Source organism: Streptomyces sp. ITFR-16, from assembly GCF_031844705.1.
Taxonomy (GTDB): domain Bacteria; phylum Actinomycetota; class Actinomycetes; order Streptomycetales; family Streptomycetaceae; genus Streptomyces.
Genome location: NZ_CP134609.1, coordinates 2,614,835 through 2,640,271, shown reverse-complemented (window position 1 = coordinate 2,640,271; position 25,437 = coordinate 2,614,835). Strand labels below are relative to the sequence as shown.

General features: G+C 72.4%; 26 protein-coding genes. 16 read left to right on the top strand and 10 right to left on the bottom strand.

What is annotated here, in order from left to right; genetic code table 11:
• The first annotated feature begins 8 nt into the window (after positions 1-8).
• Entirely contained in the window at positions 9-1,559 is a 1,551-nt protein-coding gene (locus RLT58_RS11565; protein ID WP_311310308.1) for a glycoside hydrolase family 3 protein, read from the top strand.
• 91 nt (positions 1,560-1,650) lie between these two features.
• On the opposite strand, the gene nagB is transcribed toward RLT58_RS11565, so the two are convergent.
• Positions 1,651-2,436, bottom strand: coding sequence for a glucosamine-6-phosphate deaminase (gene nagB / locus RLT58_RS11560; RefSeq protein WP_311314487.1), 786 nt, complete (start codon positions 2,434-2,436; stop codon positions 1,651-1,653).
• 217 nt (positions 2,437-2,653) lie between these two features.
• Here nagB and RLT58_RS11555 point away from each other — a divergent pair, with 217 nt between their 5' ends.
• Together RLT58_RS11555 and RLT58_RS11550 are read left to right on the top strand one after the other, a co-directional pair.
• On the top strand, positions 2,654-3,724 hold the full coding sequence (locus RLT58_RS11555) for an SIS domain-containing protein (RefSeq protein ID WP_311310307.1): 1,071 nt from the start codon (positions 2,654-2,656) through the stop codon (positions 3,722-3,724).
• Between the two features lie 365 nt (positions 3,725-4,089).
• Complete coding sequence (locus tag RLT58_RS11550) at positions 4,090-5,556, top strand: sensor histidine kinase (RefSeq protein ID WP_311314486.1); 1,467 nt, start codon at positions 4,090-4,092, stop codon at positions 5,554-5,556.
• 194 nt (positions 5,557-5,750) lie between these two features.
• On the opposite strand, the gene RLT58_RS11545 is transcribed toward RLT58_RS11550, so the two are convergent.
• Complete coding sequence (locus RLT58_RS11545; protein WP_003953983.1) at positions 5,751-6,008, bottom strand: WhiB family transcriptional regulator; 258 nt, start codon at positions 6,006-6,008, stop codon at positions 5,751-5,753.
• A gap of 319 nt (positions 6,009-6,327) precedes the next feature.
• Positions 6,328-7,296, bottom strand: coding sequence for a diacylglycerol/lipid kinase family protein (locus tag RLT58_RS11540; protein ID WP_311310306.1), 969 nt, complete (start codon positions 7,294-7,296; stop codon positions 6,328-6,330).
• Between the two features lie 235 nt (positions 7,297-7,531).
• Here RLT58_RS11540 and RLT58_RS11535 point away from each other — a divergent pair, with 235 nt between their 5' ends.
• Positions 7,532-7,924, top strand: a complete 393-nt coding sequence (locus RLT58_RS11535) for a hypothetical protein (protein ID WP_311314485.1) — start codon at positions 7,532-7,534, stop codon at positions 7,922-7,924.
• 36 nt (positions 7,925-7,960) lie between these two features.
• Here the strand turns inward: RLT58_RS11535 and RLT58_RS11530 are convergent, their stop codons facing one another.
• The 3 genes from RLT58_RS11530 to RLT58_RS11520 form a co-directional block, all read right to left on the bottom strand.
• The gene (locus RLT58_RS11530) at positions 7,961-8,941 is read right to left on the bottom strand and encodes an RNA polymerase sigma factor SigF (protein WP_399131341.1); all 981 of its coding nucleotides are present in this window, start codon (positions 8,939-8,941) and stop codon (positions 7,961-7,963) included.
• Entirely contained in the window at positions 8,938-9,351 is a 414-nt protein-coding gene (locus tag RLT58_RS11525) for an ATP-binding protein (protein WP_067163834.1), read from the bottom strand. The genes RLT58_RS11530 and RLT58_RS11525 overlap by 4 nt, the downstream gene beginning before the upstream one ends.
• Positions 9,352-9,582: 231 nt before the next feature.
• A complete protein-coding gene (locus RLT58_RS11520) occupies positions 9,583-9,843 on the bottom strand; it encodes a UBP-type zinc finger domain-containing protein (protein ID WP_311310305.1) in 261 nt (86 codons plus the stop codon).
• A gap of 35 nt (positions 9,844-9,878) precedes the next feature.
• Here RLT58_RS11520 and RLT58_RS11515 point away from each other — a divergent pair, with 35 nt between their 5' ends.
• Positions 9,879-11,480, top strand: a complete 1,602-nt coding sequence (locus RLT58_RS11515; RefSeq protein WP_311310304.1) for a Na+/H+ antiporter — start codon at positions 9,879-9,881, stop codon at positions 11,478-11,480.
• On the opposite strand, the gene RLT58_RS11510 is transcribed toward RLT58_RS11515, so the two are convergent.
• Complete coding sequence (locus RLT58_RS11510) at positions 11,456-12,397, bottom strand: 1-aminocyclopropane-1-carboxylate deaminase/D-cysteine desulfhydrase (RefSeq protein WP_311310303.1); 942 nt, start codon at positions 12,395-12,397, stop codon at positions 11,456-11,458. The two genes, RLT58_RS11515 and RLT58_RS11510, sit on opposite strands and share 25 nt — an antisense overlap.
• A gap of 41 nt (positions 12,398-12,438) precedes the next feature.
• Entirely contained in the window at positions 12,439-13,029 is a 591-nt protein-coding gene (locus RLT58_RS11505; protein WP_311310302.1) for an N-acetylmuramoyl-L-alanine amidase, read from the bottom strand.
• Between the two features lie 323 nt (positions 13,030-13,352).
• Here RLT58_RS11505 and RLT58_RS11500 point away from each other — a divergent pair, with 323 nt between their 5' ends.
• From RLT58_RS11500 to RLT58_RS11480, 5 genes are all read left to right on the top strand, one after another.
• Positions 13,353-14,759 carry a family 2B encapsulin nanocompartment shell protein gene (locus RLT58_RS11500; RefSeq protein WP_311310301.1) on the top strand — a complete coding sequence of 469 codons (1,407 nt, stop codon included), beginning with the start codon at positions 13,353-13,355 and terminating at the stop codon, positions 14,757-14,759.
• 142 nt (positions 14,760-14,901) lie between these two features.
• Positions 14,902-15,945 carry a family 2 encapsulin nanocompartment cargo protein polyprenyl transferase gene (locus RLT58_RS11495; protein WP_311310300.1) on the top strand — a complete coding sequence of 348 codons (1,044 nt, stop codon included), beginning with the start codon at positions 14,902-14,904 and terminating at the stop codon, positions 15,943-15,945.
• 224 nt (positions 15,946-16,169) lie between these two features.
• Positions 16,170-16,838 (top strand): DUF6304 family protein, encoded by a 669-nt coding sequence (locus RLT58_RS11490; RefSeq protein WP_311310299.1) that lies wholly within the window; start codon positions 16,170-16,172, stop codon positions 16,836-16,838.
• A 133-nt stretch (positions 16,839-16,971) separates the two neighbouring features.
• Positions 16,972-17,955, top strand: coding sequence for a DUF1648 domain-containing protein (locus RLT58_RS11485; protein ID WP_311310298.1), 984 nt, complete (start codon positions 16,972-16,974; stop codon positions 17,953-17,955).
• Between the two features lie 2 nt (positions 17,956-17,957).
• Positions 17,958-18,317: a GntR family transcriptional regulator gene (locus RLT58_RS11480; protein ID WP_311314483.1), complete on the top strand. Its 360-nt coding sequence runs from the start codon at positions 17,958-17,960 to the stop codon at positions 18,315-18,317.
• Between the two features lie 45 nt (positions 18,318-18,362).
• Here the strand turns inward: RLT58_RS11480 and snpA are convergent, their stop codons facing one another.
• Positions 18,363-19,034, bottom strand: coding sequence for a snapalysin (gene snpA / locus RLT58_RS11475; protein ID WP_311310297.1), 672 nt, complete (start codon positions 19,032-19,034; stop codon positions 18,363-18,365).
• Positions 19,035-19,290: 256 nt separating this feature from the next.
• Here snpA and RLT58_RS11470 point away from each other — a divergent pair, with 256 nt between their 5' ends.
• The 6 genes from RLT58_RS11470 (at position 19,291) to RLT58_RS11445 (ending at position 24,736) form a co-directional block, all read left to right on the top strand.
• Complete coding sequence (locus tag RLT58_RS11470) at positions 19,291-20,241, top strand: LysR family transcriptional regulator (protein WP_311310296.1); 951 nt, start codon at positions 19,291-19,293, stop codon at positions 20,239-20,241.
• Between the two features lie 122 nt (positions 20,242-20,363).
• On the top strand, positions 20,364-21,365 hold the full coding sequence (locus tag RLT58_RS11465) for an NAD-dependent epimerase/dehydratase family protein (protein WP_311314482.1): 1,002 nt from the start codon (positions 20,364-20,366) through the stop codon (positions 21,363-21,365).
• Between the two features lie 118 nt (positions 21,366-21,483).
• On the top strand, positions 21,484-22,827 hold the full coding sequence (locus RLT58_RS11460; RefSeq protein ID WP_311310295.1) for a choice-of-anchor A family protein: 1,344 nt from the start codon (positions 21,484-21,486) through the stop codon (positions 22,825-22,827).
• Between the two features lie 27 nt (positions 22,828-22,854).
• Entirely contained in the window at positions 22,855-23,193 is a 339-nt protein-coding gene (locus RLT58_RS11455; RefSeq protein WP_311310294.1) for a DUF952 domain-containing protein, read from the top strand.
• Entirely contained in the window at positions 23,190-24,107 is a 918-nt protein-coding gene (locus RLT58_RS11450) for an SDR family oxidoreductase (RefSeq protein WP_311310293.1), read from the top strand. The genes RLT58_RS11455 and RLT58_RS11450 overlap by 4 nt, the downstream gene beginning before the upstream one ends.
• A 5-nt stretch (positions 24,108-24,112) precedes the next feature.
• A complete protein-coding gene (locus RLT58_RS11445; protein WP_311310292.1) occupies positions 24,113-24,736 on the top strand; it encodes a nucleotidyltransferase domain-containing protein in 624 nt (207 codons plus the stop codon).
• 7 nt (positions 24,737-24,743) lie between these two features.
• On the opposite strand, the gene RLT58_RS11440 is transcribed toward RLT58_RS11445, so the two are convergent.
• Positions 24,744-25,355, bottom strand: coding sequence for a TetR/AcrR family transcriptional regulator (locus RLT58_RS11440; RefSeq protein ID WP_311310291.1), 612 nt, complete (start codon positions 25,353-25,355; stop codon positions 24,744-24,746).
• Between the last annotated feature and the right edge of the window lie 82 nt (positions 25,356-25,437).

Below are 25,437 nucleotides of genomic sequence, written 5' to 3'. Positions count from 1 at the left end.
GCCGGCCCATGACCACCCTCATCTCCACCACGGACACCGTCACCCGGGACGCTCTCGCCGTCCTGCAACCGGGCTTCACCGGCACCACCGCCCCGGACTGGCTGCTGCGCCGGGTCGGTGAAGGCCTCTCCTCCGTCGGCCTGTTCGGGCGCAACATCGAGACGCCCGAGCAGCTCGCCGCGCTCACCGCCCAGCTCAGGGCGGAGCGCGACGACGTGCTCGTCGCTATCGACGAGGAGGGCGGCGACGTCACCCGGCTCGAGGTGCGGCACGGCTCCTCCTTCCCCGGGAACCTCGCGCTCGGCTCCGTCGACGACACCGCCCTGACGCGCGCCGTCGCCCGGGAGCTGGGCCGCCGGCTCGCCGACTGCGGGGTCAACCTCAACTGGGCGCCGTCCGCCGACGTCAACTCCAATCCCGGCAATCCGGTCATCGGGGTACGGTCCTTCGGCGCCGACCCGCAGCTGGTCGCCCGGCACACCGCCGCGTATGTCGAGGGCCTCCAGGCGGCCGGAGTCGCCGCCTGCACCAAGCACTTCCCGGGGCACGGCGACACCGCGGTCGACTCGCACCACGCGCTGCCCCGCATCGACGTGGATCTCGAAACCCTGCACGCCCGTGAACTGGTGCCCTTCCGGGCGGCCATCGCGGCGGGTTCCAAATCCGTGATGAGCGCGCATATCCTTCTTCCCGCGCTCGATCCGCACCGCCCGGCGACGCTGAGCCCGCAGATCCTGACCGGTCTGCTGCGCGAGGAGCTGGGTTACGACGGCCTGATCGTCACCGACGCCGTGGAGATGCAGGCCATCGCCTCGACGTACGGGATCGAGCGCGGCTCGGTCCTCGCGATCGCGGCCGGTGCCGACGCGCTGTGCGTCGGCGGCGGCCTCGACGACGACAGCACCGTGCTGCGGCTGCGCGACGCCCTGGTCGCCGCGGTGCGCGACGGTGAACTTCCCGAGGAGCGGCTCGCCGATGCCGCGGCCCGGGTACGGGCCCTTGCGTCCTGGACGCAGCGGGCCAGGGGGGCCGGCTCGGAGCCGGGCGCGGCAGTGCAGGAGGGGACCGCGCCCGGCACCGTACCGAGCACCAAGATCGGCACGGACATCGGTCTGGTCGCCGCGCGCCGCGCGGTGAAGGTGACCGGCACGGCCGAACCGCTCACCGGTCCGGTGTACGTCGCCGCGTTCACCCCGGTCGCGAACATCGCGGTCGGCGACGAGACCCCGTGGGGCGTCGCCGCCGAGCTGGCCCGGCTGGTGCCGGGCACCGGGACCGACACGTACAGCAGCGAGTCCGAGGCACCCGCCGAGGCCGCGCTGTCGGCGGCGGGGGAGCGGCGCATCGTCGCGGTCGTCCGCGACGCGCACCGCCATGCGTGGATGACCGAGGCCCTGGACGCGCTGCTCGCGGAACGCCCGGACACGATCGTGGTCGAGATGGGCGTCCCCCAGGCGGCCCCCCGGGGAGCCCTGCACATCGCCACGCACGGCGCGGCGAGAGTCTGCGGCCAGGCAGCGGCAGAGGTCATCGCCCTCACGAGCCCGTCCGGCGACTGAGGACAGAGCGTCCGCCACGACGCATCCGCACCAGAACGAGAGGGCCGGGCCACCACCAAGGTGCCCCGGCCCTCTCGCGTACCGCGAAAAGCTAAATGCCCTGCCACAGCGGCTTCGCCGCATACGTGGCGCGGAAGTAGTCCGCCAGCTTCAGCTTCGACGCCGCCGCCTCGTCGACCACCACCGTCGCATGCGGGTGCAGCTGGAGCGCCGAGGCGGGCACGATCGCCGCGACCGGCCCCTCGACCGTCTGCGCCACCGCGTCCGCCTTGCCCTCGCCCGTGGCGAGCAGGATCGGGTGGCGGGCCTCCAGGATCGTCCCGATGCCCTGGGTGATCACGTGGTGCGGCACCTGCTCGATGTCGTCGTCGAAGAAGCGCGCGTTGTCGACCCGGGTCTGCTCGGTGAGCGTCTTGATCCGGGTACGGGAGGCGAGCGAGGAGCACGGCTCGTTGAAGCCGATGTGCCCGTCGGTGCCGATGCCGAGCAGCTGGAGGTCCACCCCGCCGGCCTCGGCGAGTGCCCTGTCGTACGCCTCGCAGGCGGCCTGGACGTCCTCGGCGGTCCCGTCCGGACCCATGAACGACGCCTCGGAGAGGCCGAGCGGCTCGACGACCTCGCGCAGCACCACGGAGCGGTACGACTCCGGGTGGCCCGCGGGCAGTCCCACGTACTCGTCGAGCTGGCAGATGCGGGCGCGCGAGGCGTCCACGGCACCGGAGCGGACCTTGTCCGCCAGGGCCTGGTAGATGGGCAGCGGGGTCGAGCCGGTGGCAACGCCGAGAAGGGCGTCGGGCTTGCGGCTGAGCAGGGCGCCGATGGCCCCCGCGATCAGCTCGCCGCCTGCCTTGGCGTCCGGGACGATGACAACTTCCACGCGGGGCCTGCCGATCTGAAGTGAAGACATGTGGTATAGACCAATCAAAGCCCTAATCTAGCAGACCTCGCGCGCCGGGACACGGCCTGTGCCGCCCTTCGGACGACCGCCGCGGCCCCGGCCGTCCCGTCCTGCCGGACGCCGTCCGCTGGCGGGCCCCGGGTCCCCCGTGGTCGACTTGACCGACGCAGCGCGAGACCCCCGGGAGGCACCAGACATGTCCGCCCCACGCCCGGCCCACGACGGCGAGCAGCCCGGCCGCATCATGTCCGGCGAGATGGCCGAGCAGCCCGCGATGCTCCGGCGCATCCTCGACCGAGGCGCCCCCGCCATCCGCGAGGTGGCCGGACGGATCGCCGCCAAGAAGCCCCGCTTCGTCCTGCTCACCGCGCGCGGCACCTCCGACAACGCGGCGCTCTACGCGAAGTACCTGCTGGAGATCACGCTCGGGCTGCCCTGCGGTCTGGCCTCGATGTCCACCACCACCGCGTACGGCGCCAAGCCGGACCTGAGGGACGTCCTGGTCGTCACCGTCAGCCAGTCCGGCGGCTCGCCCGACCTGGTGGCGTCCACCAAGGCCGCCCGGGAGGCCGGCGCGATCACGCTGGCGGTGACCAACAACCCGGACTCGCCGCTGTCCGCGGTCTCCGAGTACCACATCGACATCCTGGCCGGCCCGGAGAAGGCCCTGCCGGCCACCAAGACGTACACCGCCTCGCTGCTCTCCCTGTACCTCTTCGTCGAGGGGCTGCGCGGCGGCGACGGCGCGGCGGCCGCGATCCTGCCCGAGCTCGCGGAGGCGATCCTCGCCCGCCGGGACGAGGTGAAGTCCCTGGCCTCCCGTTACCGCTTCGCCGAGCGGATGGTCATCACCTCGCGCGGCTACGGCTACCCCACGGCCAAGGAAGCCGCCCTGAAGCTGATGGAGACGAGCTACATCCCCGCCCTGTCCTACTCCGGCGCCGACCTGCTGCACGGCCCGCTCGCCATGGTCGACAACATCTCCCCGGTGATCGCCGTGGTGACCGACGGCCGGGGCGGCGAGGCCCTTCAGCCCGTGCTCGACCGGCTGCGCGGCCGGGGCGCCGATCTCTTCGTGGTCGGCCCGAAGGCACAGGTGGAGGCGGCGTCCGCGGGGTTCGTGCTGCCGACGGCCGGGGTCGCGGAGGAGGTCCAGCCGATTCTGGAGATCCTGCCGCTCCAGATGCTGGCGTACGAGGTGACGATCGCGCGGGGCCAGGATCCGGACGCGCCGCGCGCACTGGCCAAGGTCACCGAGACCCGCTGAGGGGCCGGCGGGAGACCGCCCCCGGAAACACCCGCGGGCCGCGGCGCCGGGCCGGGACCCTCAGCCCGACCAGCACCGCAGCCCGGAGTAGGACCGCCCATGACGGGCGATCGGCTCGGCCGGCGGTGTGCGGTGCCCCCGGCCGGGGGGAGACACCGACGCAGTCAGGGCAGAGAGCGCGGTGTCTCGTTCCGCTCTCCTGTGCGGGGAGAGCGGAGGCTTTACCCAGCATTGTGGACTAGACCATTCAGTCCTGTCCATGCATGGGACACGGCAATTTCCGGCCCTTCCCCCTGCACGGACGGGCGGACGTTCCGGTTCGGAACCTGCGCACATCCACAGGTACGCTCGCACCTGTGCCCTCCATGAACGACCTCGTCCGCCAGCACACCGCCCTGAGCGACACCGACCTCGAGTGGCTCCATCTGCTGGTCTCGGAGTGGCAGCTGCTCTCCGACCTCTCCTTCGCCGACCTGGTCCTGTGGGTCCCCACCCGCGACGGCACCCGCTATGTGTCCGTCGCCCAGATGCGGCCCAACACCGGGCCCACCTCCTACCAGGACGACATGGTCGGCCATCTGGTGCCGCGCGGCCGCCGCCCGCTGCTGGACGCCGCGCTGGACGAGGGCCGGATCGTGCGCGAGGGCGACCCGGAGTGGCGCGAGGAGGTGCCCGTACGAGTCGAGTCGATCCCCGTACGCAGGGAGGGCCGGGTCCTCGGCGTCATCGCCCGCAACACCAACCTCCTCACGGTCCGCACCCCCTCCCGGCTGGAGCTCACCTACCTCCAGTCGGCCTCCGACCTGGCCCAGATGATCGCCGCCGGGTCCTTCCCGTTCCCCGGCCAGCAGGTCGACATGGATGCCTCGCCGCGCGTCGGCGACGGGCTCGTCCGGCTCGACGCCGACGGCGTCGTCCAGTACGCCAGCCCCAACGGGCTGTCGGCCTACCACCGGCTCGGCCTCGCCTCCGACCTGGTCGGACAGCACCTCGGCGGCATCACCGCCGAACTCGCGCCGTCCCGGGGCCCGGTGGACGAGGCCCTGGTCAAACTCGCCAGCGGCTACGCCCCCCGTGAGTTCGAGGTCGAGTGCGCCGGCGGGGTGATCCAGCTCCGGGCGATCCCGCTCAAGCCCAAGGGCGTCCGGATCGGCTCCCTGGTGCTGCTCCGGGACGTCACCGAACTGCGCCGCCGCGAGCGCGAGTTGATCACCAAGGACGCCACCATCCGGGAGATCCACCACCGGGTGAAGAACAACCTCCAGACGGTGGCCGCCCTGTTGAGGCTCCAGTCCCGCCGGATGGACTCCCCGCAGGGCCGCGAGGCGCTCAACGAGGCGGTGCGCCGCGTCGGTTCGATCGCCATCGTGCATGAGACGCTGTCCCAGAATCTGGACGAGCGGGTGGAGTTCGACGAGATCGCCGACCGGGTGATCGCCATGGTCGCGGAGATCTCCCCGGGCAAGGTCACCTGCCGCCGCACCGGGCGCTTCGGGATCCTCGACGCCGAGGTGGCCACCCCGCTGGCGATGGTCCTCACCGAAGTCCTCCAGAACGCCCTGGAACACGCCTTCGGTGTCGCCGAGTCCGGCACGGTGGAGGTCTCGGCGGTGCGGGGCGGTTCGCCCACCGAGGGGCGGCTGCTCATCACCGTCCAGGACGACGGCTGCGGTCTGCCCGAGGGATTCGACCCGCAGCGCGCCGGCAATCTGGGCCTCCAGATCGTACGGACGCTGGTGGAGGGCGAGTTGGGCGGAACGTTCGGCATGGTGCCGGCGCCCGAGCGCGGCACCCAGGTCGTCCTCGACATCCCGGTCCGCGCCGACAAGTAGCCGACAAGCAGCCGTACCCGCGCGCGCGGGTACGCCCCCCGCACAGCAGAGAGCCCGGACCGTTGGTGAACGGCCCGGGCTCTCTGGTCAAGCATGCGCTTCGGGGGTACTGCGCGCTGCGACTCGGGGGGGCGGGGTGGTGCGTACGCTCTGTACGCGCCGCCTGGCGCTGAGGTTCGTAGCGGTGGCGTCGGTCAGGCGCTGGCGTTGCGCGCCCGGTTGCGAGCGGCGCGGCGCTTCATTGCGCGGCGCTCGTCCTCGCTGAGGCCACCCCAGACGCCGGAGTCCTGGCCGGACTCGAGCGCCCACTGCAGGCACTGCTCCATGACGGGGCAGCGACGGCAGACGGCCTTGGCTTCCTCGATCTGCAGCAGCGCAGGACCGGTGTTGCCGATGGGGAAGAACAGCTCCGGGTCTTCCTCACGACAAACGGCGTTGTGACGCCAGTCCATGGCTGCTACCTCTCCTTGGTATTACGTACTGTGGCTTGTGAATGTGAACGCTTTCACGAATCCCCCCGCAGGTGTCGGGCCGACGCCCAGATGAACTGGTTGTGGTCCTGTGAAGTGAGGAGGGGTTCTGGCTCTCAGTGGAGGCCGTTGTTGCGGGCCGTCCCGATCGCCATGTAGAGATTCGCAAACCTCGGCGGCGGATACAACCCCTTCTGGAAAGTTTTTTTTGATTCCTCGGTGTCGGCTAGGTCACAGCCGTACTTCTAGAGGGTGGAAGCCAGTCCAAACGTTCGAGTTAAAGGACTTTGGTCCCTTCCGCTCACACAATCACACGCAGTGCACGGCGTACGCCTGTGAACGTCACACTCGTACGCAGCCCCAGGTGGTCACCGTCCATCTGGAAGGGCAGCGGGGCCTTTGAATGCAAGGTGAAGTCTGTGAGGTCGTGCTGTGAAACAGCGTGCTTGCCGCGCGGACCCTTTTCGGGGCTCGAAGTGAGCAGCTGGGTGGCGTAGCGGGTGACCGCGGCCGTCGAGAGACGCCGCAGGCCGAGGACGTCCAGGGCGGTGTCGAACGAGGCCTTCGGGGAGGCGTATATCGGGCGGTTCCCCAGGTAGGTCCAGGGTGCCGTGTTGCAGATTATGGAGAGGGTGAGCTCGTGGACCGGGTCCTGGCCCGGCACCTCCAGCGTGATCGTGCCCTGCCGGCGGTGCGGCTCGTCGACGAACTGCCGGAGCACCTGGCGCACGTACAGCGCGTGGGTCGAACGCTTGCCGCGCTCCCGCTGCTGTTCGACCCGGCCGATCACACCGGCGTCGAATCCCAGGCCGGCGCAGAAGGTGAACCAGCGCTCCGGGACCGATTCGTCCTCCGAGCCCGGCGTACCCGCCGCCAGGCCGAGGCCCACCGTGCGCTCCGTGCTGTTGGCCAGGGCGTCCAGGATGGCGCCCGTCGCCTCCACGGCGTCGTTGGGCAGCCCGAGGGCGCGCGCGAAGACATTGGTGGAGCCGCCGGGCACCACGGCCAGCTTCGGCAGGTGGTCGATGTCGGGGCCCCGGTGGAGCAGGCCGTTCACGACCTCGTTGACCGTGCCGTCGCCGCCGAGCGCCACGACGAGATCGATGTCGTCGCTGTCGGCCGCCCGCCGCCCCAGGTCGCGGGCGTGGCCGCGGTACTCCGTGGTGACGGTCTCGATCTTCATCTCGCTGGCCAGCGCGTGAATGAGCACGTCACGCGTCCGCGCACTGGTGGTGGTGGCAGCTGGGTTGACCACAAGAAGTGCGCGCATGTCCGCCAGAGTACCTACCGCGGGGTATTGGCCTGAAGTCCTGCCCGCACGCCTTTACGCTCAGTGACGATGCGGGTGCGACGGGACGGCCGGAAAGGACCCGTTCCGGTGGCGCGGCGACCCCGGCTTCGCTTTCGCGGGCCCGGGATGCCAACCTGCAAGGGTGAGTACTCAGGAGAACGCGCCCTCGTCGATGCCTCTGGCCGAACCGCCGAAGCCGGCCAGGATCACGCTCGTGGCCGGACTCAACGCGCTGGAAGGCGCCGCCCTCGCCGCCGGCGGGATCTACCTGCTGGTCATGGGGCTGCTGGGCCGCCCGGACAGCCCGACGCAGGCGGAGATGGGCGGTCTGACGCTGGTCGCGCTCGGCCTGATCCCGCTGGTCGCCGCCCGAGGCCTGCTGCGGCGGCGCAGCTGGAGCCGGGGCCCGGCCCTCATCACCCAGATCATCGCGCTGCCGGTTGCCTGGACGCTGCTGCGTTCCCACGGCGCGCTCATCCCGGCCGGGATCGTCCTCGCGGCGGTGGCCCTGACCGCGCTGTACCAGCTGGCCAGGCCGACGACCATCGAGGCACTCGGCATCCGCAGGCCGGGCTCGGCGCCGGAGGCGGACACCCCCGACGCCTGACGCCGGGGGCGTCCGCGGTCGCCGCCCCCGGGCCGCCTACTCCTCGACGAGCAGCCGCTCGCGCAGCTGCGCCAGCGTGCGGGCCAGCAGGCGCGAGACGTGCATCTGCGAGATGCCGACCTCCTGCGCGATCTGCGACTGGGTCATGTTGCCGAAGAACCGGAGCAGCAGAATCCGCTTCTCCCGGGGCGGCAGGTCCTCCAGCAGCGGCTTGAGCGACTCCCGGTACTCGACGCCCTCCAGCGCCTCGTCCTCGGAACCCAGCGTGTCCGCGACCGCGGGCGACTCGTCGTCCGTGTCCGGCACGTCCAGCGAGAGCGTGCTGTATGCATTGGCCGATTCCAGGCCCTCCAGGACCTCTTCCTCGGAGATGCCGAGCCGCTCCGCCAGCTCGTGCACCGTCGGCGAGCGGCCGTGCTGCTGGGAGAGCTCCGCGGTCGCCGTGGTCAGCGACAGCCGCAGTTCCTGGAGCCGGCGGGGCACCCGCACCGCCCAGCCCTTGTCGCGGAAGTGGCGCTTGATCTCGCCGACCACCGTGGGCGTCGCGTACGTCGAGAACTCGACGCCGCGCTCCGGGTCGAACCGGTCCACCGACTTGATCAGCCCGATGGTGGCGACCTGGGTCAGGTCGTCCAGCGGCTCGCCGCGGTTGCGGAAGCGGCGGGCCAGGTGCTCCACCAGCGGCAGGTGCATCCGCACCAGCCGGTTGCGCAGCTCCGCCTTCTCGGGGGAGCCGTCGGGGAGCTTGCCCAGCTCGATGAACAACGCCCGCGCCCCGCTGCGGTCGTGTGGATCGTGGTGCCCGTGCTCGCTCATCTGGCCTGCCCGCTCCGCCTGCGACTGCTCCACCACGACCGTAAGGCCAGCGGGCCCCTCCGCCCCGTCCACCGCACGGGGCAGGTCGTCCCCGTCCACCGGATGAGGCAGGGCCTGCTGTTCCGGGATGCCCGCCGCGCGCACCACCCCTGGTCGGATCGTCTCGTCCCGCACAGGACCGTCCCCGTTCCCGTTGCTCACGCCGGCCCGGGTCCCGCGCCGCGCTGTTTGTACAGGCTGATGCTGACCGTACGGTCGTCGGCGACCGAGGAGTCGACCTTTCCGGCCAGTGCGGAGAGCACCGTCCAGGCGAAGGTGTCGCGCTCCGGGGCCCGGCCGTCCGTCGTCGGGGCCGACACCGTCACCTCGAGTGAATCGTCGACGAGGCGGAACACGCAGCTGAGGACGGAGCCGGGCACGGCCTGCTGAAGCAGGATCGCGCACGCCTCGTCGACCGCGATGCGAAGATCCTCGATCTCGTCGAGAGTGAAGTCCAAGCGCGCTGCGAGGCCGGCCGTGGCCGTACGCAGCACCGACAGGTAGGCACCCGCAGCGGGCAGCCGGACCTCTACGAAGTCCTGATTCCCGGGCTCGCCTGCGATCTGGGACACCCTCACCTCCAAGGTGGCACAAACTCATTCGAGGATCCGGGAAGAGTGCCCGGAGCCATGCGGTACGTCTTCGGTTCTTGGTCCGGCGACGCTATCGCGATCCATGATGCCGTGTCGCCGGGACCCCGCCCTGCGACTGTCACTCATGGTAAGCCCATGAGCACACACGGTGGCTAGAGGTCTGCGGCGGTCAATTACGAACAACAGGCGCCGGTTTGACGTACCCAGGCGTCAGACGATCGAACCGTCCTCGAAGCACCAGCGCCAGCTCTCGCCGGCCTCGAAGCTCCGCATCACCGCGTGACCGGTCTCCTTGAAGTGCCCCGTCGCGTGCTGGAGGGGTGAGGAATCACAGCAGCCGACATGGCCGCAGATCAGGCAGAGTCGCAGCTGCACGGGGTGGGTGCCGGCCGCCCGGCATTCGAGACAGGTCTCACTGAGGGGCGCGGGCTCGGGGCGCGGCAGGTCTGATACATGCGGGCACTCACTCATGATGGCCAGGTTACGACGGATGCGAGGACCGTGAGATGGACGCATTGCCACTGGTGGCACTGGTCGCGGCCAGTGCGGCGATGGCGGGGCTCGCCCGCCGCACGCCGGTGCCGGCCCCCCTTCTGCTGGTGGCCATGGGGCTGATCGGCTCGTACGTGCCGGGGGTGCCGACGTACACGCTGGACGCCCACATCGTGCTGCCGCTGCTGCTGCCGCCCCTTCTGTACACGGCCGCAGTCGACAGCTCCTACCTCGACCTGCGGGCCAATCTGCGGCCCGTGGCGCTCCTCTCGGTCGGCTATGTGCTGTTCGCGACCGTCGCGGTGGGGTGGCTGGCCTACCGGCTGGTGCCCGATCTGCCGCTCACCGCGGCCCTGGTGCTGGGCGCCGTGATCGCCCCGCCGGACGCCGTCACGGCGGCGGCCATCGCCCGCCGGGTCGGGCTGCCCGCCCGGGTCACGACGATCCTCCAGGGCGAGTCCCTGGTGAACGACGCCACCGCGATCACCGCCTACAAGGTGGCACTCGCCGCCGCCGTGGGCGAGGGGATGAGCTGGGGCGCGGGGATCGGCGAGTTCTTCCTCGCCTCGGTCGGCGGCGTCGGCGTCGGCCTGGTGCTCATGGTGCCGCTGCACTGGCTGCGCACCCACCTCAAGGAGCCCCTGCTCCAGAACACCCTGTCGCTCCTGATCCCGTTCGTGGCGTACGCGGCGGCCGAGCGGGTGCACGCCTCCGGGGTGCTCGCCGTGGTCGTCGTCGCGCTCTACCTGGGGCACCGCTCCTGGCAGGTCGACTTCGCCACCCGGCTCCAGGAGGCGGCGGTCTGGAAGATGGTCGCCTTCATCCTGGAGTCCGCCGTCTTCGCCCTGATCGGCCTCCAGCTGCCCTTCGTGCTGAAGGGGCTCGGTACGTACGCCGTCGCGGACGCCCTCTGGTACGCGGTGGCCGTGTTCCTCGCCGTCGTCGTGGTCCGCTTCGTCTGGGTCTATCCGGCGACCTATCTGCCCCGGTGGCTGTCGCGGCGCATCAGGGAGCGCGAGACCGAGACCGACTGGACCGCGCCGCTGATCGTCGGCTGGGCCGGGATGCGCGGGGTCGTCTCGCTCGCCATCGCCTTCTCCATCCCGCTGGTCATGACCGACGGGGAGGACTTCCCGGCCCGCAACCTGGTGCTGTTCCTGACGTTCACCACGGTCATCGGCACCCTGGTCGTCCAGGGGCTCACCCTGCCGCTCCTGGTGCGTGTCCTGAAGCTCCCGGGCCGCGACCGGCAGGCGGAGACGCTGGCCGAGGCGCAGGCCCAGAGCGAGGCGTCCACGGCCGCCGAGGCGCGCCTGGAGGACCTGCTCACCGACGAGCGCAACTGTCTGCCCCAGCCGCTCACGGACCGGCTGCGCACCGTCCTGGAGCGCCGCCGCAACGCGGTGTGGGAGCGGCTCGGCGCGGCCAACCCGGTGACGGGGGAGTCGGCGGACGACACCTACCGGCGGCTGGCCGGCGAGATGATCGAGGCCGAGCGCGAGGTCTTCGTGCGGCTGCGGGACGAGCGCAGGATCGACGACGAGATGATGCGGACCCTGCTGCGCCGCCTCGACCTGGAGGAGGCGGCGGCCTACCGGGAGGAGTCGGACGGCTGATCCCCGGCGGGGGCGTCAGGCCGTCCGGTGACCACGGCCGCGACGGTGGTGCCGGCGGGGAAGGCGCCCTCACCGGCCAGCTCGGTGAGCGCGTAGAGCAGTTTGGCCACATAGAGCCGCTCGACCGGCAGCCCGTGGCGGTCCTCGAAGTCGTCCGCGAAGGCGTGCAGCGCGGGGGTGGTACGGGCGTAGCCGCCGAAGTGGAAGCGCTCCTCCAGCGACCAGTCGCCGGCCGGGCCGCCGAACGCCTCCCGCTGCAGCTTCCGCACCGCGTCGCCCAGGAAGCCGCCGCGCAGGACCGGGACGCCCAGGGCGCGCTGCCCCGGGCCCAGCCCGGCGGCGAGCCCGGCGAGGGTGCCGCCGGTGCCGCAGGCCACCGCAGCCACGTCCACCGCGCCGCGCAGCTCCTCCCCGAGCGCTGTGCAGCCCTGTGCGGCCAGGGCGTTGCTCCCGCCCTCCGGGATCACCTCGCACTCCCCGTGGACGCTCAGCAGCCCCGCCAGGACCCCGGGATCGGTCTTGGCGCGGTAGGTCCCCCGGTCCACGAAGTGCAGCCGCATGCCGTCGGCCGCGCACCGGGCGAGCGAGGGGTTCAGGGGGCGGTGCGCGAGCTCGTCGCCGCGCACGACGCCGATGGTGCGAAATCCCAGCAGCCGCCCTGCCGCCGCCGTGGCCCGCAGATGGCTGGAGTACGCCCCGCCGAAGGTCAGCACGGGGCGCCCGGCCGCCGCGCGCAGGTTCGGGGCGAGTTTGCGCCACTTGTTGCCCGGCAGCTCCGGGTGGATCAGGTCGTCGCGCTTGAGCAGCAGCGTCACGCCGTGACGGGCGAAGCGCTCGTCCTCGGCCGGCCGCAGGGGCGACGGGAGCACCGGCCGCAGCCGGGAGGGGCCGGGGGCGTCGAAGGGCGTGGAGGACATGCCTCCATTGTGGACGCGGCCGGGGCGGGCGCCGGGCCCGGCTACTTCAGGCGGTCGTGGATCCGGGCGCGCATGGAGGTCATCGAGAACCCGCGCGGGTCGACCTTGCCGGGCTGCCACTCCAGGTGCCCGATGACCGAGCGGGAGTTCCACTTGTGGTGGCGGCAGACGGCGGCCGCCGCCTTCTCGATGGCCTCCAGCTGGACGTCCGGCCAGGGGTCCTTGCCGTCGCCGAGGTTCTCGCACTCGAAGCCGTAGAAGTGCCGGTTCCCGTCGGTGTTGGCCTCGTTGTCCGAGGGCAGGCGCTTCTCGGCCACGACCGCGCGCAGGACGTCGTCGTCGCCGAGCCCCGCGTGGTTGGCGCGCCCGTAGCCGACGAGGTGGACCCGGCCGTCCTTGGCGATGACGCCGTGGCACAGGGGGCCCGGGAGGTCGGGATAGCCGTCCCGGCAGATGCGGACGGTGGCATCGGTCCCCTTGGTCACCGTGTGATGGATCATCACGCCGTTGACGGGGCCCCAGGCGCCCTTGTGGTTGCGGTTGTGGGTGCGCCAGTCGCCCACCTGGACGACGGTGAGCCCCTCCTTCTTCAGGGCGGCGAGGAACGCGCTCGCGGACATGGGTGAGGACATGGCCGGCTCCTTCGGTGCGTGGGGGGAGTGGTCCGTACAGCTCTTCCAGACGATGTACCCGACGCGGGGGACCCCGGACCAGTTATGGGACAACTCCGGTGCCTTGTTCGGGTGCTGTGCGAGCCGATCCGGTCAACTCCCCGGACAACGGCCGGGGGCGGCCGCAGGCGGACGGCGGATCGGGCCGTACCTCACAGGGATCGCGCAGCGTGGTGCCCAGCCCAAAGCCCGATTAGTCACACTCTTTTGTGTAATGGCGTGCCCCGTCCTCCTGCTGAAAGGCTTCTTCTCGCAGGTCAGCCGATGAATTGAGAGGACGTCAGATGTCCGTTGGTGAAGAGGTTCAGAACGCGCAGGTGCCGCCGCAGCAGAGTCTTGGCACGGCAGCCGCGCGGAACCTCGCGACGACCACCAAGTCCGCTCCGCAGATGCAGGAGATCACCTCGCGGTGGCTGCTGAAGATGCTCCCGTGGGTGCAGGTGCAGGGCGGCACATACCGGGTGAACCGCCGGCTGAGCTACTCGGTCGGGGACGGCCGGGTGACGTTCGTGCAGACCGGGGACCGGGTCTCCGTGATCCCCGCCGAGCTCGGTGAACTCCCCGCGCTGAGGGACTTCGGGGACGAGGAGGTCCTCGCCGAACTGGCCAGGCGGTGCGAGCAGCGCGACATTCCCGCCGGGCAGCTCCTGGCCACGGCCGGTGAGGCGGCGGACCGGGTCTTCCTGCTGGCGCACGGCAAGGTGGAGAAGATCGGCACCGGCCCCTACGGGGACGAGACGGTGCTCGGGGTCCATGCGGACGGGGCCTACTTCGGCGACCACTCCCTGATCGAGGGCGACGCGCTGTGGGAGTACACGGCCCGCGCCGTCACCGCGTGCACGGTGCTCACGCTGAGGCGGGCCGATGTGCTCAACCTCGCCGAGCGCGCCGACTCGCTGCGCTCCCATCTCGCCGGGCTGCTGGCCATCCCGCACCAGCGCACCAACAAGTACGGCGAGGCGGAGATCGACCTCTCCGCGGGCCATGTCGGCGAAGCGGTCGTGCCGCACACCTATGTGGACTACGACGCGGCGCCCCGCGAGTACGAACTGAGCGTGGCCCAGACCGTCCTGAAGGTCCACAGCCGCGTCGCGGACCTCTACAACCAGCCGATGAACCAGACCGAGCAGCAGTTGCGGCTCACGGTCGAGGCGCTGCGCGAGCGCCAGGAGCACGAGCTGATCAACAACCGCGAGTTCGGCCTGCTCAACAACTGCGACTACGGCCAGCGGCTCCAGCCGCACGACGGGGTGCCCAGCCCCGACGACATGGACGAGCTGCTCTCGCGCCGGCGCGGGTCCAAGCTCTTCCTGGCCCACCCGCGCGCCATCGCGGCCTTCGGCCGTGAGTGCAACAGGCGCGGTCTGGTGCCCGAGAGCGTGGACATCGGCGGACACCATGTGCCGGCCTGGCGCGGGGTCCCGATCTTCCCGTCCAACAAGATCCCGGTCACCGACGCCCGCACCACGTCGATCATCTGCATGAGGACCGGCGAGGCCGAGCAGGGCGTCATCGGCCTCCAGCAGACCGGTATCCCGGACGAGATCGAGCCCAGCCTGTCGGTCCGCTTCATGGGCATCGACGAGCAGGCGATCATCTCCTACCTCGTGACGGCCTACTACTCCGCGGCCGTCCTGGTCCCGGACGCCCTCGGTGTCCTGGAGAACGTCGAGGTCAGCCGCTGGCGGTGAGTTCCGGGGCCCGGACCGGCGAGGTCCGGGCCCCGTGCCGCAGCGTGCGCGACCACAGCAACCCAGCAACCACCCACGTCCCCGGCCCGGCGCGCGAGCGACCGGCGGCCGGGACGGCAACGACCGGGGTGACCGATTGACCATGACCCGCACAGATGCCGCGACCGAGGGCAACGAGGCCGCGGCGCTTCTGGAGTACACCCGGACCCTCGTCGATCCCCACCTGCGCGCCGCGGTGGCCTCCCTGCCCGGATCGATCCGGCGCGTCGCGATGTACCACTTCGGCTGGGAGCACGCCGACGGAAGCCCGGCCGCGGGCGGAGCGGGCAAGGCGATCAGGCCCGCGCTCGTCCTGGCCGCCGCCCGGGCGCTCGGCGGTGACCCCGAGGACGCCGTGCCGGCCGCCGTCGCCGTGGAGCTGGCCCACAACTTCACCCTGCTGCACGACGACGTCATCGACGAGGACCGCACCCGCCGCCACCGGGCCACGGCCTGGACCGTCTTCGGCGTCCCGGACGCGGTGATCGCGGGCGACGCCATGCTGGCGCTCGCCCAGCGCATCCTCGCGGAGGACGCCCGGCCGGTCTCCTCCCGCGCCTCGGCCCGGCTCTCGACCTGTGTCATCGAGCTGTGCGCGGGCCAGCAGGCCGACTGTGCCTTCGAGGAACGCGGCCCGGACGAGGTCACGCTCGACGAGTGCCTCACCATGGCCACGGCGAAGACCGGGGCGCTGCTCGGCTGTGCCTGCGCGCTGGGCGCCCTCTACGCGGGCGTCGAGGAGCGGGCCGTCGGCGCCATGGACGGCTTTGGCCGGGAGGCCGGGCTCGCCTTCCAGCTGATCGACGACCTGATCGGCATCTGGGGGGATCCGGCGCAGACCGGGAAGCCGGTCGGCGCCGACCTCAGCGCCCACAAGAAGTCGCTGCCGGTGGTCGCCGCCCTCACCGCGGGCGGCCCGGCAGCGGCGGAGCTCGCCGCCCTCTACCGGGGCCCGATGAGCACGGCGGCCGAGGTGAGCCGCGCGTCCGGGGCCGTCGACCGGGCCGGCGGCCGCGACTGGGCACAGAGCTGCGCGGCGGACCGGATGGCGCGTGCGGTGCACCATCTGTCCCGGGCCGTGCCCGACCTGTCCGCCGCGGGGGACCTGCTGGCCCTCGCGGAGTTCGTCACCCGCCGGACGCACTGAGCGGGGAAGGAGGCAAAGGCAGGAGGGGAGAGGGCGGCCCCGCCGCGTTCGTACGGCCTCGGCATCCAGTAGTACGCCGGTCGAGGGCGGACGGGCGGGGCGGGGCCGCCCTCGTGCGCGATCGGCCGAGGCCGCACCGCTCATCGGTCGAGGTCACAGGGGCCGCCCGGATAAACCGAGGGCGGCACCGGCGGTGTCCGAGGCACGGGCTACAGTCCGTGCCCATGACAGATGAGTCGTGGGCAGGGTGGTACCGGGACCGACAGGGCTCCGATGCCGTCATCCTCACCACCGACGGACAGCAACTCCGCCTGCGCATCAGGGGCGTGGACTTCGAGGGCGAGAGCTTCGACGCCCTCGTCCCGGTGGCCGGCACACCGCCCGAGAGCGGGATGTTCACCCTCGCCGAAGGGGCGCTCAACGACTGCGTCCTGGAGTGGGACCTGCCGTTCCCGGTGAACGCGGACGGGACGGCCCATCAGGCGACCCTCAGCTGCCTGCTGTCGCTGCGCAGGCCTGATCCGTATCTCTACCTGGAGCTGCAGTTCGGCGGGGCGGCCTTCCGGTCCCACCGGGCCGAGAGCGACTTCGGGTCCGCGCTCGCCACGATCCAGCGGGCGCTGCCGCCGGGCGTCCGGCTCCGGACGTGCATCGCCTGCGCCTTCTCGGACTACTTCCCGGCGCCCGGCCGCGGGCTCTCCGGCGGACTCGCCTGCTTCCGGGGCGCCAAGGAGGCCTACCGGGGCACCGCCGGCGAGGACGACGTCCTGGATCTGTGGGACCGGCGCAGCGGCTTCGTCCAGGAGGTCTGGAGCTGCCGCGAGTTCGAGCCACGCCCGGCCGAGGGCGCGGGCACCGGCCACCGGGGCGCCTTCCCGCTCGAAACGGCCTGACGGCAACAGCCCCGCAGAATCGCACATCTGACGGCACCGCACACCGACAGCACACAGCCCGCCCGGCCCTGGGCGGGCTGTTTCGTTGCCGCGCCTCCGTTGTTCTACTAGCATGCGAACAATGGAGGTTTTCATGAACCGGAAGAACACCGGCCGCACGGCCCTCGCCGCGCTGCCGTTCCTGCTCGCCCTCGCCGTCGACCTGATCCTCTTCGCCGTACGCCGTGACCGGCTGCCCGCCCAGCTGGCCAGCCACTTCGTGGGCAACGGCAGGGTGGACGACCACGCCGGACAGACCTCGTACGTCGTCGTCACCACGCTGCTGCTCGCCGGAATGGGGCTGCTCTGGACGCTGATGGCGGGCAAGGGCGCCTTCCCGGGCCCGGCCCATCGCAAGGTGCTGGCCTCCGGTTACGCCGTGGCCGGATTCCTCGGCTACCTCATGGCGGTCGTCCTGCTCATCAACGTGGACGCCGCCGAGGACGCCCAGGGCCGGGCCCAGGACGTCTCGTTCCCGATGTGGCACCTGGCCGCGGCCGCGGGAGCGGCCGCCCTCGCCTTCGGCCTGGGGCTGCTGCTCGCCGCACTGGCCCCCGTACCCGAGACGGGCGGGACGGGTGCGGCGGCGGAGGAGGGGGAGCGGATCGAGCTCGCCGCCGGCGAGGTCGCCGGATGGGCGCGCGGCGCCGGGACGTGGTGGACGCCGCTCGCCGCGCTCGTGGTGCTGGGCGCCGGTGTCGCCCTGCTGTTCACCGCGGGCTGGGTCTCCGCCCTGCCGGCCCTCGTCGTCGGCCTGCTCCTGGCGAGCTTCGCCCGCCCGTACGTGACCGTCGACCGGCGCGGCATCACCGTCTCCGGGATGCTGCCCTGGCCGCGCGTCCGGGTCCCGCTCGACCGGATAGAGGCGGCCACCAGCCGCGACATCAGCCCGCTCGCCGAGTACGGCGGCTGGGGCTACCGGATCCGTCCCGGGCGCACCGGTGTCATGATCCGTTCGGGCGAGGGCATCGTGGCCCGGCTGGCAGGCGGCCGGGACTTCGCCGTGACCGTCGACGACTCCGCGACCGGTGCCGCGCTCCTCAACACCCTGATCGACCAGCACCGAACGGACAAATGACCATGCTCTTCCGGGTGGATCCCACCTCCACCGTGCCGCTCGGCGACCAGATCGCGGCGTGCGTGCGCCGCGCCGTCGCCGACGGTGCGGCGCTCCCCGGGGAACGGCTGCCCGCCGCCCGGGTCCTGGCCGAATCGCTCGGCGTCAATGTGCACACGGTGCTGCGCGGCTACCAGCGGCTGCGCGAGGAGGGGCTGATCGAACTGCGCCGGGGGCGTGGCGCGGTCGTCGCGGCCGCCGCCTCCCCGCACCGCGCCCGGCTGCTGGAGCGGGTGCGCGAGACGGTCGGGGAGGCCCGTGGGCTCGGGATGTCGGCGGACGAACTGCTGACCCTCGTCCGTACCGAGTTCGGCGCCGGCTGAAGGCCGGTGGGCCACCCCGTCCTGCGAGGCGGCCCACCGGAGGGATCAGGAACCGCTACGGGCGAGAGCCGCCGCGAAGCCGTTCTGCCAGAGGGAGTTCACCCGGCTGCGCTCGTTGGAGTCCGGGTAGGGGTTGGTGCAGGACGGGCCGGGGCCGCCGCCCGACATCAGCTCGCTGCACGGGCCCGAGTAGTGGTCCGGAAGACCGAGGACGTGTCCGGTCTCATGGGTCGTGACGCGGGTCGAGTCGTACTGCTGGTTCTGCGCGTAGTCCAGGAAGATGTAGCCGTTGCCGTGCCCGTCCGTGCTCGCGTACGAGCCACTCGGGTCGTTGCCCTCGTAGTACGAGAAGTCGGCGTTCGAGCCCTCCTGGAGCCGGACGTTGGAGACCGAGCTGTTCCAGATCTGCGCGCTGTTGGCTATCTGGGTGCGGAAGCTCGGGGCGTTGGCCGTGCTGTAGACGATGGTGACGGCCTGCACGCCCGGGTTGGCGGCGCGCTTCTCGGCGACGGACTTCGCGACCGCCTCGAAGAAGGCCTTGTTCGACGCCTCGCTCTCGTGCGATCCGGCGTGCGAGGTGTACGCCACGTGCGCGGATGCCGAGGTGGGGGCGGCGGCAGGCGCGGCGGTGGCGAGGGCGGGGGCGGTGCCGAGGGCGGCGGCGAGCCCGAAGCCGAGGCCGATCACGGCCGACATGACGGTCCTGGGGTGTCTCATGTGGGGGGTCTCCTACCAGTTACCTGTCAGGGAACCCGTCCGATGATCGGACTCGGACGGGGACGGTACGGAGAGAGTGTCGGGGAATCCGGGACCGGGCGGATGATGTCAACCTGCGATAGCGCCGCCCTATCACCCGCGAGTCCCCGCCGGACGTCCGCGCGCTGTCCGGCGCCCCAACAGCCGGGTAATTGCAGGGCTTTGGTGGGGTTGGGTCGTCTGGTGCGGGTGGGCCGGCCGCCCTACTCTCGGCAGCATGGAGCTTGAGGTGAGGCACCTCAGGGCGCTGTGCGCCATCGCCGACACCGGAAGTCTGCACCGGGCGGCCCGAAGACTCGGCGTGAGCCAGCCCTCGCTCACCACCCAGCTGCGCCGGATCGAGAACACGCTCGGCGCCGAACTGTTCAGCCGCGGGCGCACCGGCTGCCGTCCCACCCTGCTCGGCCGCGCCGTCCTGAGCCGGGCCCGCCCCCTCGTCGACGGCATGAGTGCCCTGGTCACCGACGCGAAGGCGGAGGCCGAAGCCGCCCGGGCCGAAGGGCCGCGCCTGCGGATCGGCAGCACCGCCAGCCGGGTCATCGGCGGCTGGCTGCGCCGGCTGCGGCTCCGGCTGCCCGGTACGGACATCTCGCTGCGGGTCGATGTGTCGGCGCACGCGCTGCTGCGCGCGGTCGAGGCGGACCGGCTCGACGTCGCCTTCGTGCACGAGGTGGAGGGCAGCCCGCTGTCCGTCCCGGACGGGCTGGAACAGCGCGTACTCCTGGACCGCGAACCGCAGTTCATCTCCATGGCCCGGGACCACCCGGCCGCCGCGCTGCCCGTCGTCGACCTGCACGACCTGGCCGCCGACCGGTGGATGGTCGACCCCACCGTGGACGGTGAATGGGACGGGCTGCGCCGGGTGTTCGGCGCGGCCGGGGTCGCGCCGCCCGTGCTGCACGGCGACTACCTCACCGCGGCGTCCCTCGTCGTCCTCGGCGAGGCGGTGGCGCCGTGCCAGCCGACCTCGGGCCCGCGCGACGACATGGCGATCCGCCCGCTGCGCGACGACCCGCTCGCGGTCCGGCTGCTGCTGGTCTCCCGGCCGGGCGCCGACATGGCGGCGGTGTACGGGGATCTGGAGGCCGCCTACCGGGAGGCGGCGCGGCAGGCGGCCGGATACCACCAGTGGCTGCTGCGCCACCGCAGCCCGCTGGCCCGCGCCTGAAGCCTCCTGGACGGGGCTCCGCGAGTTCCCGATTCCCGTTCGCCCGTGGTGGATTCCGCCAGAAGCGAGGAACGGTCCGGACCGGGCCGTGAGCGGGCAGAGTCGGTGACATGAGGCTTCTGATGCTGGGTGGTACGCAGTTCGTCGGCCGGTCCGTCACCGAGGCCGCGCTCGCGCGCGGCTGGGAGGTCACGGTGTTCCACCGGGGCCATCACGCGCCCCCGCCCGGCGCGGCCGAACTGCTGGGCGACCGCACCGCGCCCGGCGGCCCGGCCGTACTGGCGGAGGCCGGGGAGCCGGACGGCGGCGGCCTCGCCTGGGACCTGGTCGTCGACACCTGGAGCGGCGCGCCCTCGGCCGTGCGCGACGCGGCCCGGCTGCTGGCGGACCGGGCGGCCCGCTACACGTACGTCTCCAGCCGGTCCGTGTACGACTACCCCGCGCCGGCCGGGCTGCCCGAGGACGGCCCGCTGGTGGCGGGCGCCTCGCCCGACGCCGGTGACGACCAGCCGTACGCGCTGGCCAAGCGGGGCGGTGAGCTCGCGGCGCTGGACGCCTTCGGCGACCGGGCGCTGCTGGCCCGCGCGGGGCTGATCATCGGCCCCCTGGAGAACGTCGGCCGGCTGCCGTGGTGGCTCGGCCGGATAGCCCGGGGCGGCCCCGTGCTCGCACCCGGAACGCCGGACCTGGACCTCCAGTACATCGATGTGCGCGACCTCGCCGGCTGGCTGCTCGACGCGGCGGAGCGCGGGCTGCACGGCCCGTACAACCTGGTCAGCCGGCCGGGGCACACGACGATGGGGGAGTTCCTCGAAGCCTGCGTACGGGTCACCGGTTCGGACGCCGAGCTGCGCTGGACCGACACGGACCGCATCCTGGCGGCGGGGGTCGAGCCCTGGACGGACCTGCCGGTCTGGCTGCCGCCGGGGGAGCTGTACGACACCCTGCACCAGGGCGATGTCAGCCGGGCCCACGCGGCGGGGCTGCGCTGCCGTCCGGTCGAGGAGACGGTCGCCGACACCTGGGCATGGCTGTGCGCACTGGGCGGTGAGGCCCCGCAGCGGCCCGACCGGCCCCTGAAGGGCATCGATCCGCAGACGGAGGCGAAGCTGCTGGCCGGCTGAGGGGCAGTCGGCGGACGGGCGCCGTCCCACCGGCGTGGCACGGCCAGTGAATCCTGAGTAAAGCTGCATATTGCGCTGTATGGGAACGAATACGCGCAGAAGCGGCACAACGCGCCGCGTGGCGGTGACGGTGGCGGCAGCGGCGGCCATGGTGGGGGTTCTCGCGCCCACCGCTGCCGCCGACCCGCTGCCCGGCGGTCTCGGTCCGTGCCTCGGCGACGACTGCCCGGCGACCTGGCCGGACCCGAACAACGGCCCTGTCACCCATCACGACAGCAACATCAACATCTTCGTCGGCGGCGACTATCTCGTCCGGGAGGCCGCCGCCGAGGCCGAGGGGAAGATCGTCACCCTCGGGCGGTTCGACATGATGAAGCGCGAGGGGGCCTCGCAGATCTACAACGTCGGTGTCGCCGGCGTGGGATCGCGGGTCCCGCCGCCCGACGGCTCGGACTATCTGACCGTGGGCGGCGATCTGACCGTCCAGAGCGGAAAGCGGCTGCTGGCCGAGGAAGGGCTCAACAGCGGGGTGGTGCGCTACGCCCAGGGCCTCAGCGGGACGGTGATCCCCACCACCGTCCACGACGCCGGCGCCACCGCTCCGTACACCGCGCTGCGCGACCAGCTGACGGCGGCCAGCCACTGCTACGCGTACGACGACAACGCGGACCACCGGCGTCCGGTGACCGGCACGACGGAGAACTCCGGCTCCGAGACCGTCTTCACCGGCGACGGCACCTCCGCCCTCCAGGTCTTCGCCGTCGACGCCGACCTGGCCACGGCCGCGGGCGGCCAGCAGGGCATCGTGTTCCGGGGCATCCCGGACGGCGCGACCGTCCTGGTCAACGTCTACGGCGACACCCGCACCATCAGCACCTACATGGGCTCGCTGCCGCAGTCCGGCCTTCGCGAGCACCTGATGTGGAACTTCCCCGACGCCACCGCGGTCGGGCTGAAGGGCACCGGCCAGTTCCAGGGCAGCGTGCTGCTCGGGCAGCAGGCGAGCACCACCACCCTGGCGATGAGTGGTGCCAACGGCCGCTTCTACACGGCCGGTTCGCTGACCCACACCTCGGAGGGCGCGTCGGGCGGCCAGGAGATGCACGCCTACCCGTTCGACGGCGACCTGCCCGGCTGCGACGAGCCGTCGCCGACCCCGACCCCCACCGACTCGCCCACCCCGACCCCCACCCCGACGGACTCGCCCACGCCGACGCCGACGGACACCCCCACACCCACGCCCACGGACTCGCCCGGACCGTCCCCGTCGCAGACGACCCCCGGCCCCGAGCCCACGCCCGCCCCCACCCATTCCTGGCCGCACCGACCGCACCCCGGGGGAGAGCTCCCGGACACCGGTTCGCGCGGCGGCGAATGGGTGATCGGCGGGATCGCGGCGGCGCTGCTCGTCGCGGGATCGGCGGCAACGATGCTGGCCCGCAGGACGCGCAGGCGCGGCTGACGCCCCGTCCGCACTAGTTTGGGCCCCATGGCCGAACTGCTGCACCTCACCGAACGCCCACTGTGGGAGGCGGCCCGCGGGACCGGGACATACGAGATGTCCACCCGCGGCCGCACCCTGAGCGAAGAGGGCTTCATCCACTGCTCGCTGCCGCACCAGCTCCCCGGTGTGGCCAGGATGCTGTACGGCGCCGGCGACCACGACCTGGTGGTGCTGGTCATCGACACGGACCGGCTGCCGGCGCCCGTACGGTACGAGCCGGCCGCGCCCGGCGGCGAGGAGTTCCCGCACATCTACGGACCGGTTCCCGTCGAGGCGGTCGTGGACGTGCGCCCCTGGCCACACAAGGAAGGCGACCCCGAATGAGCACCACCGGTTCCGCGGCAGACCCCCACCCCCTCATCGCCGTCACCGGCGCGAGCGGGGCGCTGGGCGGCCGGGTCGCGAGGCGGCTTACCCGCGCCGGAGTCCCCGTGCGGCTCCTGGGCCGGGACCCCTCCCGGCTGCCCGAGCTGCCAGGCGCCGACCCCGCGCCGCCCGCCCCGTACGGCGACGGCGAGGCCATGCGCCGCGCCCTGGCCGGGGCGCACACCCTGTTCCTCGTCTCGGCCCACGAGAGCCCCGACCGGGTGCGCGAGCATGTGACGGCCGTGGACGCGGCGGTCGCCGCGGGCGTCGAGCGGATCGTCTACGTCTCCTTCGTCGGGGCCGCGCCCGATGCCACGTTCACCTTCGCCCGGGACCACTGGGACACCGAGGCGCACATCCGTACCACCGAGGTCCGCCACACCTTCCTGCGCGACAGCTGGTACCTCGCGGGCATCCCCGCGATGACCGGCGCCGACGGCGTGCTGCGCGGGCCGGCCGGCGACGGCCGGGTGGCGGCGGTGGCGCACGAGGACATCGCCGACGCCGCGACCGCCGTGCTGCTCGCGGACACCGACCCCACGGGCCCCTCCCACGACGGGCGGACGTACGACCTGACGGGCCCCGAGGCGTTCACCCTCGCCGAGGCGGCCGAGGAGCTGAGCCGGGCCACCGGACGGACCGTCACCTATGTGCCGGAGACCCGGGAGGAGGCGTACGCCTCACGGTCCGGATACGGCGCCCCCGACTGGGAGGTGGCGGGCTGGGTGACCTCGTACGAGGCCATCGCGACCGGCGAGATGGCCACCGTCTCGGACGCCGTGCCGAGGCTCACCGGCCGGCCCGCCAAGAGCCTGGCCGGCTATCTGCGCGAACACCCCGACAGCTGCCGCCACCTCCTCCTGCCGGGCTGACGGCCGTGCGCACGGAAACACCGTGGGGCCCCTGGGACCCACCGCCGCCGGCCGAGGCCGTCCGGCTGCTCGCCCCGCTGGGCACGCCGTGGTGGATCGCCGGCGGGTACGCGATCGAGCTGGCCGTCGGCCGCGCCTTCCGGGACCACGGCGACATCGACGTACTGCTGCTGCGCCGCGACCAGCAGGCGATCCAGCGCGTCCTGCCGGACTGGGAGTGGTGGGCGGCCGATCCGCCCGGCACGCTGCGGCCCTGGCGCCCCGGCGAGATCCTGCCCGCCGGGGTCCACGACCTCTGGTGCCGGCCGGGCCCGGACGAGCCGTGGCGGGTGCAGTTCATGCTCGACGACGTGGCGGGCGGGGACTGGGTGTTCCGCCGCGACCCCCGGATCCGCCTCCCGCTGGACCGGCTCGGCCGGGTCTCCGGGGACGGGATGCCCTACGTCGCCCCCGAGGTGCAGCTGCTCTACAAGTCCCGGTCCCGGCGGGCCAAGGACGAGCGGGACTTCGAGGCGGCGCTGCCGGTTCTCGACGAGGACGCGCGGTCCTGGCTGACCGAGACGATCACCCTGGCGCAGGGCGCGCAACACCCCTGGGCGGCCCGGCTGCGGGCGCTGCGGGAGGGCTGAGCGGGGCTCAGCGCACGTACGCGCCCGCCTTCGCCGCGACCGTCGCGGCCAGGGCTGCGCGGTCGGCGGCGGCCTCGTCGAGCGGGTCGCCGCTGGCGAGCAGGCGGTAGTAGAGCGGCGCCGAGACGGCACGGACCACCTCGTGCGGATCGGTGCCTGCGGGGGCCTCCCCGCGCTCGACGGCCTCGGTGACACAGCCGGCCCACTCCTCGATGCGGATCGCGTAGAAGCGGTGCAGCGCCTGCGCGGTGCGCGGGTCGCAGGTCGCCGCCGCGATCACGGACCGGAACAGGGCGCCCTGGCGCGGGTCGGTGAGCGTCTTCAGCACGAGCCGGGCGTTGGCCCTCAGATCCTCGTCCAGCGAACCGGTGCGGCTGCGCGGCGAGGACTGCTCCGCCATGTCGTCGAGCAGGTCCGCGATCAGGCCGGTCGGGGTGGACCAGCGCCGGTAGACGGTCGTCTTGCCGACCTCCGCGCGGCGCGCGACATCGGCGAGGTCGAGGCGGTCGAAGCCGTGTTCGGCCAGTGCGTCACCCGCCGCGCGCAGCACGGACTCCCTGACCCGGGCGGTGCGCCCACCGGGCCGGACGGTGCCGGGTTCCACGTTCTCGGATGTCATAACGGGTCTCCAGTTCCATTAATGCGCCCTGCTCTGCTACGGTCGTCCCATCTTAACGGAACCACAGAACCATTAAAGCGTT

Excerpts from the sequence above, each read along its gene's own strand:
- RLT58_RS11550 (WP_311314486.1), top strand. The coding sequence starts at position 4,090 with ATGAACGACCTCGTCCGCCAGCACACCGCCCTGAGCGACACCGACCTC.
- RLT58_RS11465 (WP_311314482.1), top strand. The coding sequence starts at position 20,364 with ATGCTGGGTGGTACGCAGTTCGTCGGCCGGTCCGTCACCGAGGCCGCG.
- RLT58_RS11510 (WP_311310303.1), bottom strand. The coding sequence starts at position 12,397 with ATGTCCTCCACGCCCTTCGACGCCCCCGGCCCCTCCCGGCTGCGGCCG.
- RLT58_RS11545 (WP_003953983.1), bottom strand. The coding sequence starts at position 6,008 with ATGGACTGGCGTCACAACGCCGTTTGTCGTGAGGAAGACCCGGAGCTG.
- RLT58_RS11440 (WP_311310291.1), bottom strand. The coding sequence starts at position 25,355 with ATGACATCCGAGAACGTGGAACCCGGCACCGTCCGGCCCGGTGGGCGC.
- RLT58_RS11450 (WP_311310293.1), top strand. The coding sequence starts at position 23,190 with ATGAGCACCACCGGTTCCGCGGCAGACCCCCACCCCCTCATCGCCGTC.
- RLT58_RS11490 (WP_311310299.1), top strand. The coding sequence starts at position 16,170 with ATGACAGATGAGTCGTGGGCAGGGTGGTACCGGGACCGACAGGGCTCC.
- RLT58_RS11470 (WP_311310296.1), top strand. The coding sequence starts at position 19,291 with ATGGAGCTTGAGGTGAGGCACCTCAGGGCGCTGTGCGCCATCGCCGAC.
- RLT58_RS11555 (WP_311310307.1), top strand. The coding sequence starts at position 2,654 with ATGTCCGCCCCACGCCCGGCCCACGACGGCGAGCAGCCCGGCCGCATC.
- RLT58_RS11565 (WP_311310308.1), top strand. The coding sequence starts at position 9 with ATGACCACCCTCATCTCCACCACGGACACCGTCACCCGGGACGCTCTC.
- RLT58_RS11520 (WP_311310305.1), bottom strand. The coding sequence starts at position 9,843 with ATGAGTGAGTGCCCGCATGTATCAGACCTGCCGCGCCCCGAGCCCGCG.
- RLT58_RS11540 (WP_311310306.1), bottom strand. The coding sequence starts at position 7,296 with ATGCGCGCACTTCTTGTGGTCAACCCAGCTGCCACCACCACCAGTGCG.
- RLT58_RS11515 (WP_311310304.1), top strand. The coding sequence starts at position 9,879 with ATGGACGCATTGCCACTGGTGGCACTGGTCGCGGCCAGTGCGGCGATG.
- RLT58_RS11505 (WP_311310302.1), bottom strand. The coding sequence starts at position 13,029 with ATGTCCTCACCCATGTCCGCGAGCGCGTTCCTCGCCGCCCTGAAGAAG.
- RLT58_RS11495 (WP_311310300.1), top strand. The coding sequence starts at position 14,902 with ATGACCCGCACAGATGCCGCGACCGAGGGCAACGAGGCCGCGGCGCTT.
- RLT58_RS11455 (WP_311310294.1), top strand. The coding sequence starts at position 22,855 with ATGGCCGAACTGCTGCACCTCACCGAACGCCCACTGTGGGAGGCGGCC.
- RLT58_RS11485 (WP_311310298.1), top strand. The coding sequence starts at position 16,972 with ATGAACCGGAAGAACACCGGCCGCACGGCCCTCGCCGCGCTGCCGTTC.
- RLT58_RS11480 (WP_311314483.1), top strand. The coding sequence starts at position 17,958 with ATGCTCTTCCGGGTGGATCCCACCTCCACCGTGCCGCTCGGCGACCAG.
- snpA (WP_311310297.1), bottom strand. The coding sequence starts at position 19,034 with ATGAGACACCCCAGGACCGTCATGTCGGCCGTGATCGGCCTCGGCTTC.
- RLT58_RS11500 (WP_311310301.1), top strand. The coding sequence starts at position 13,353 with ATGTCCGTTGGTGAAGAGGTTCAGAACGCGCAGGTGCCGCCGCAGCAG.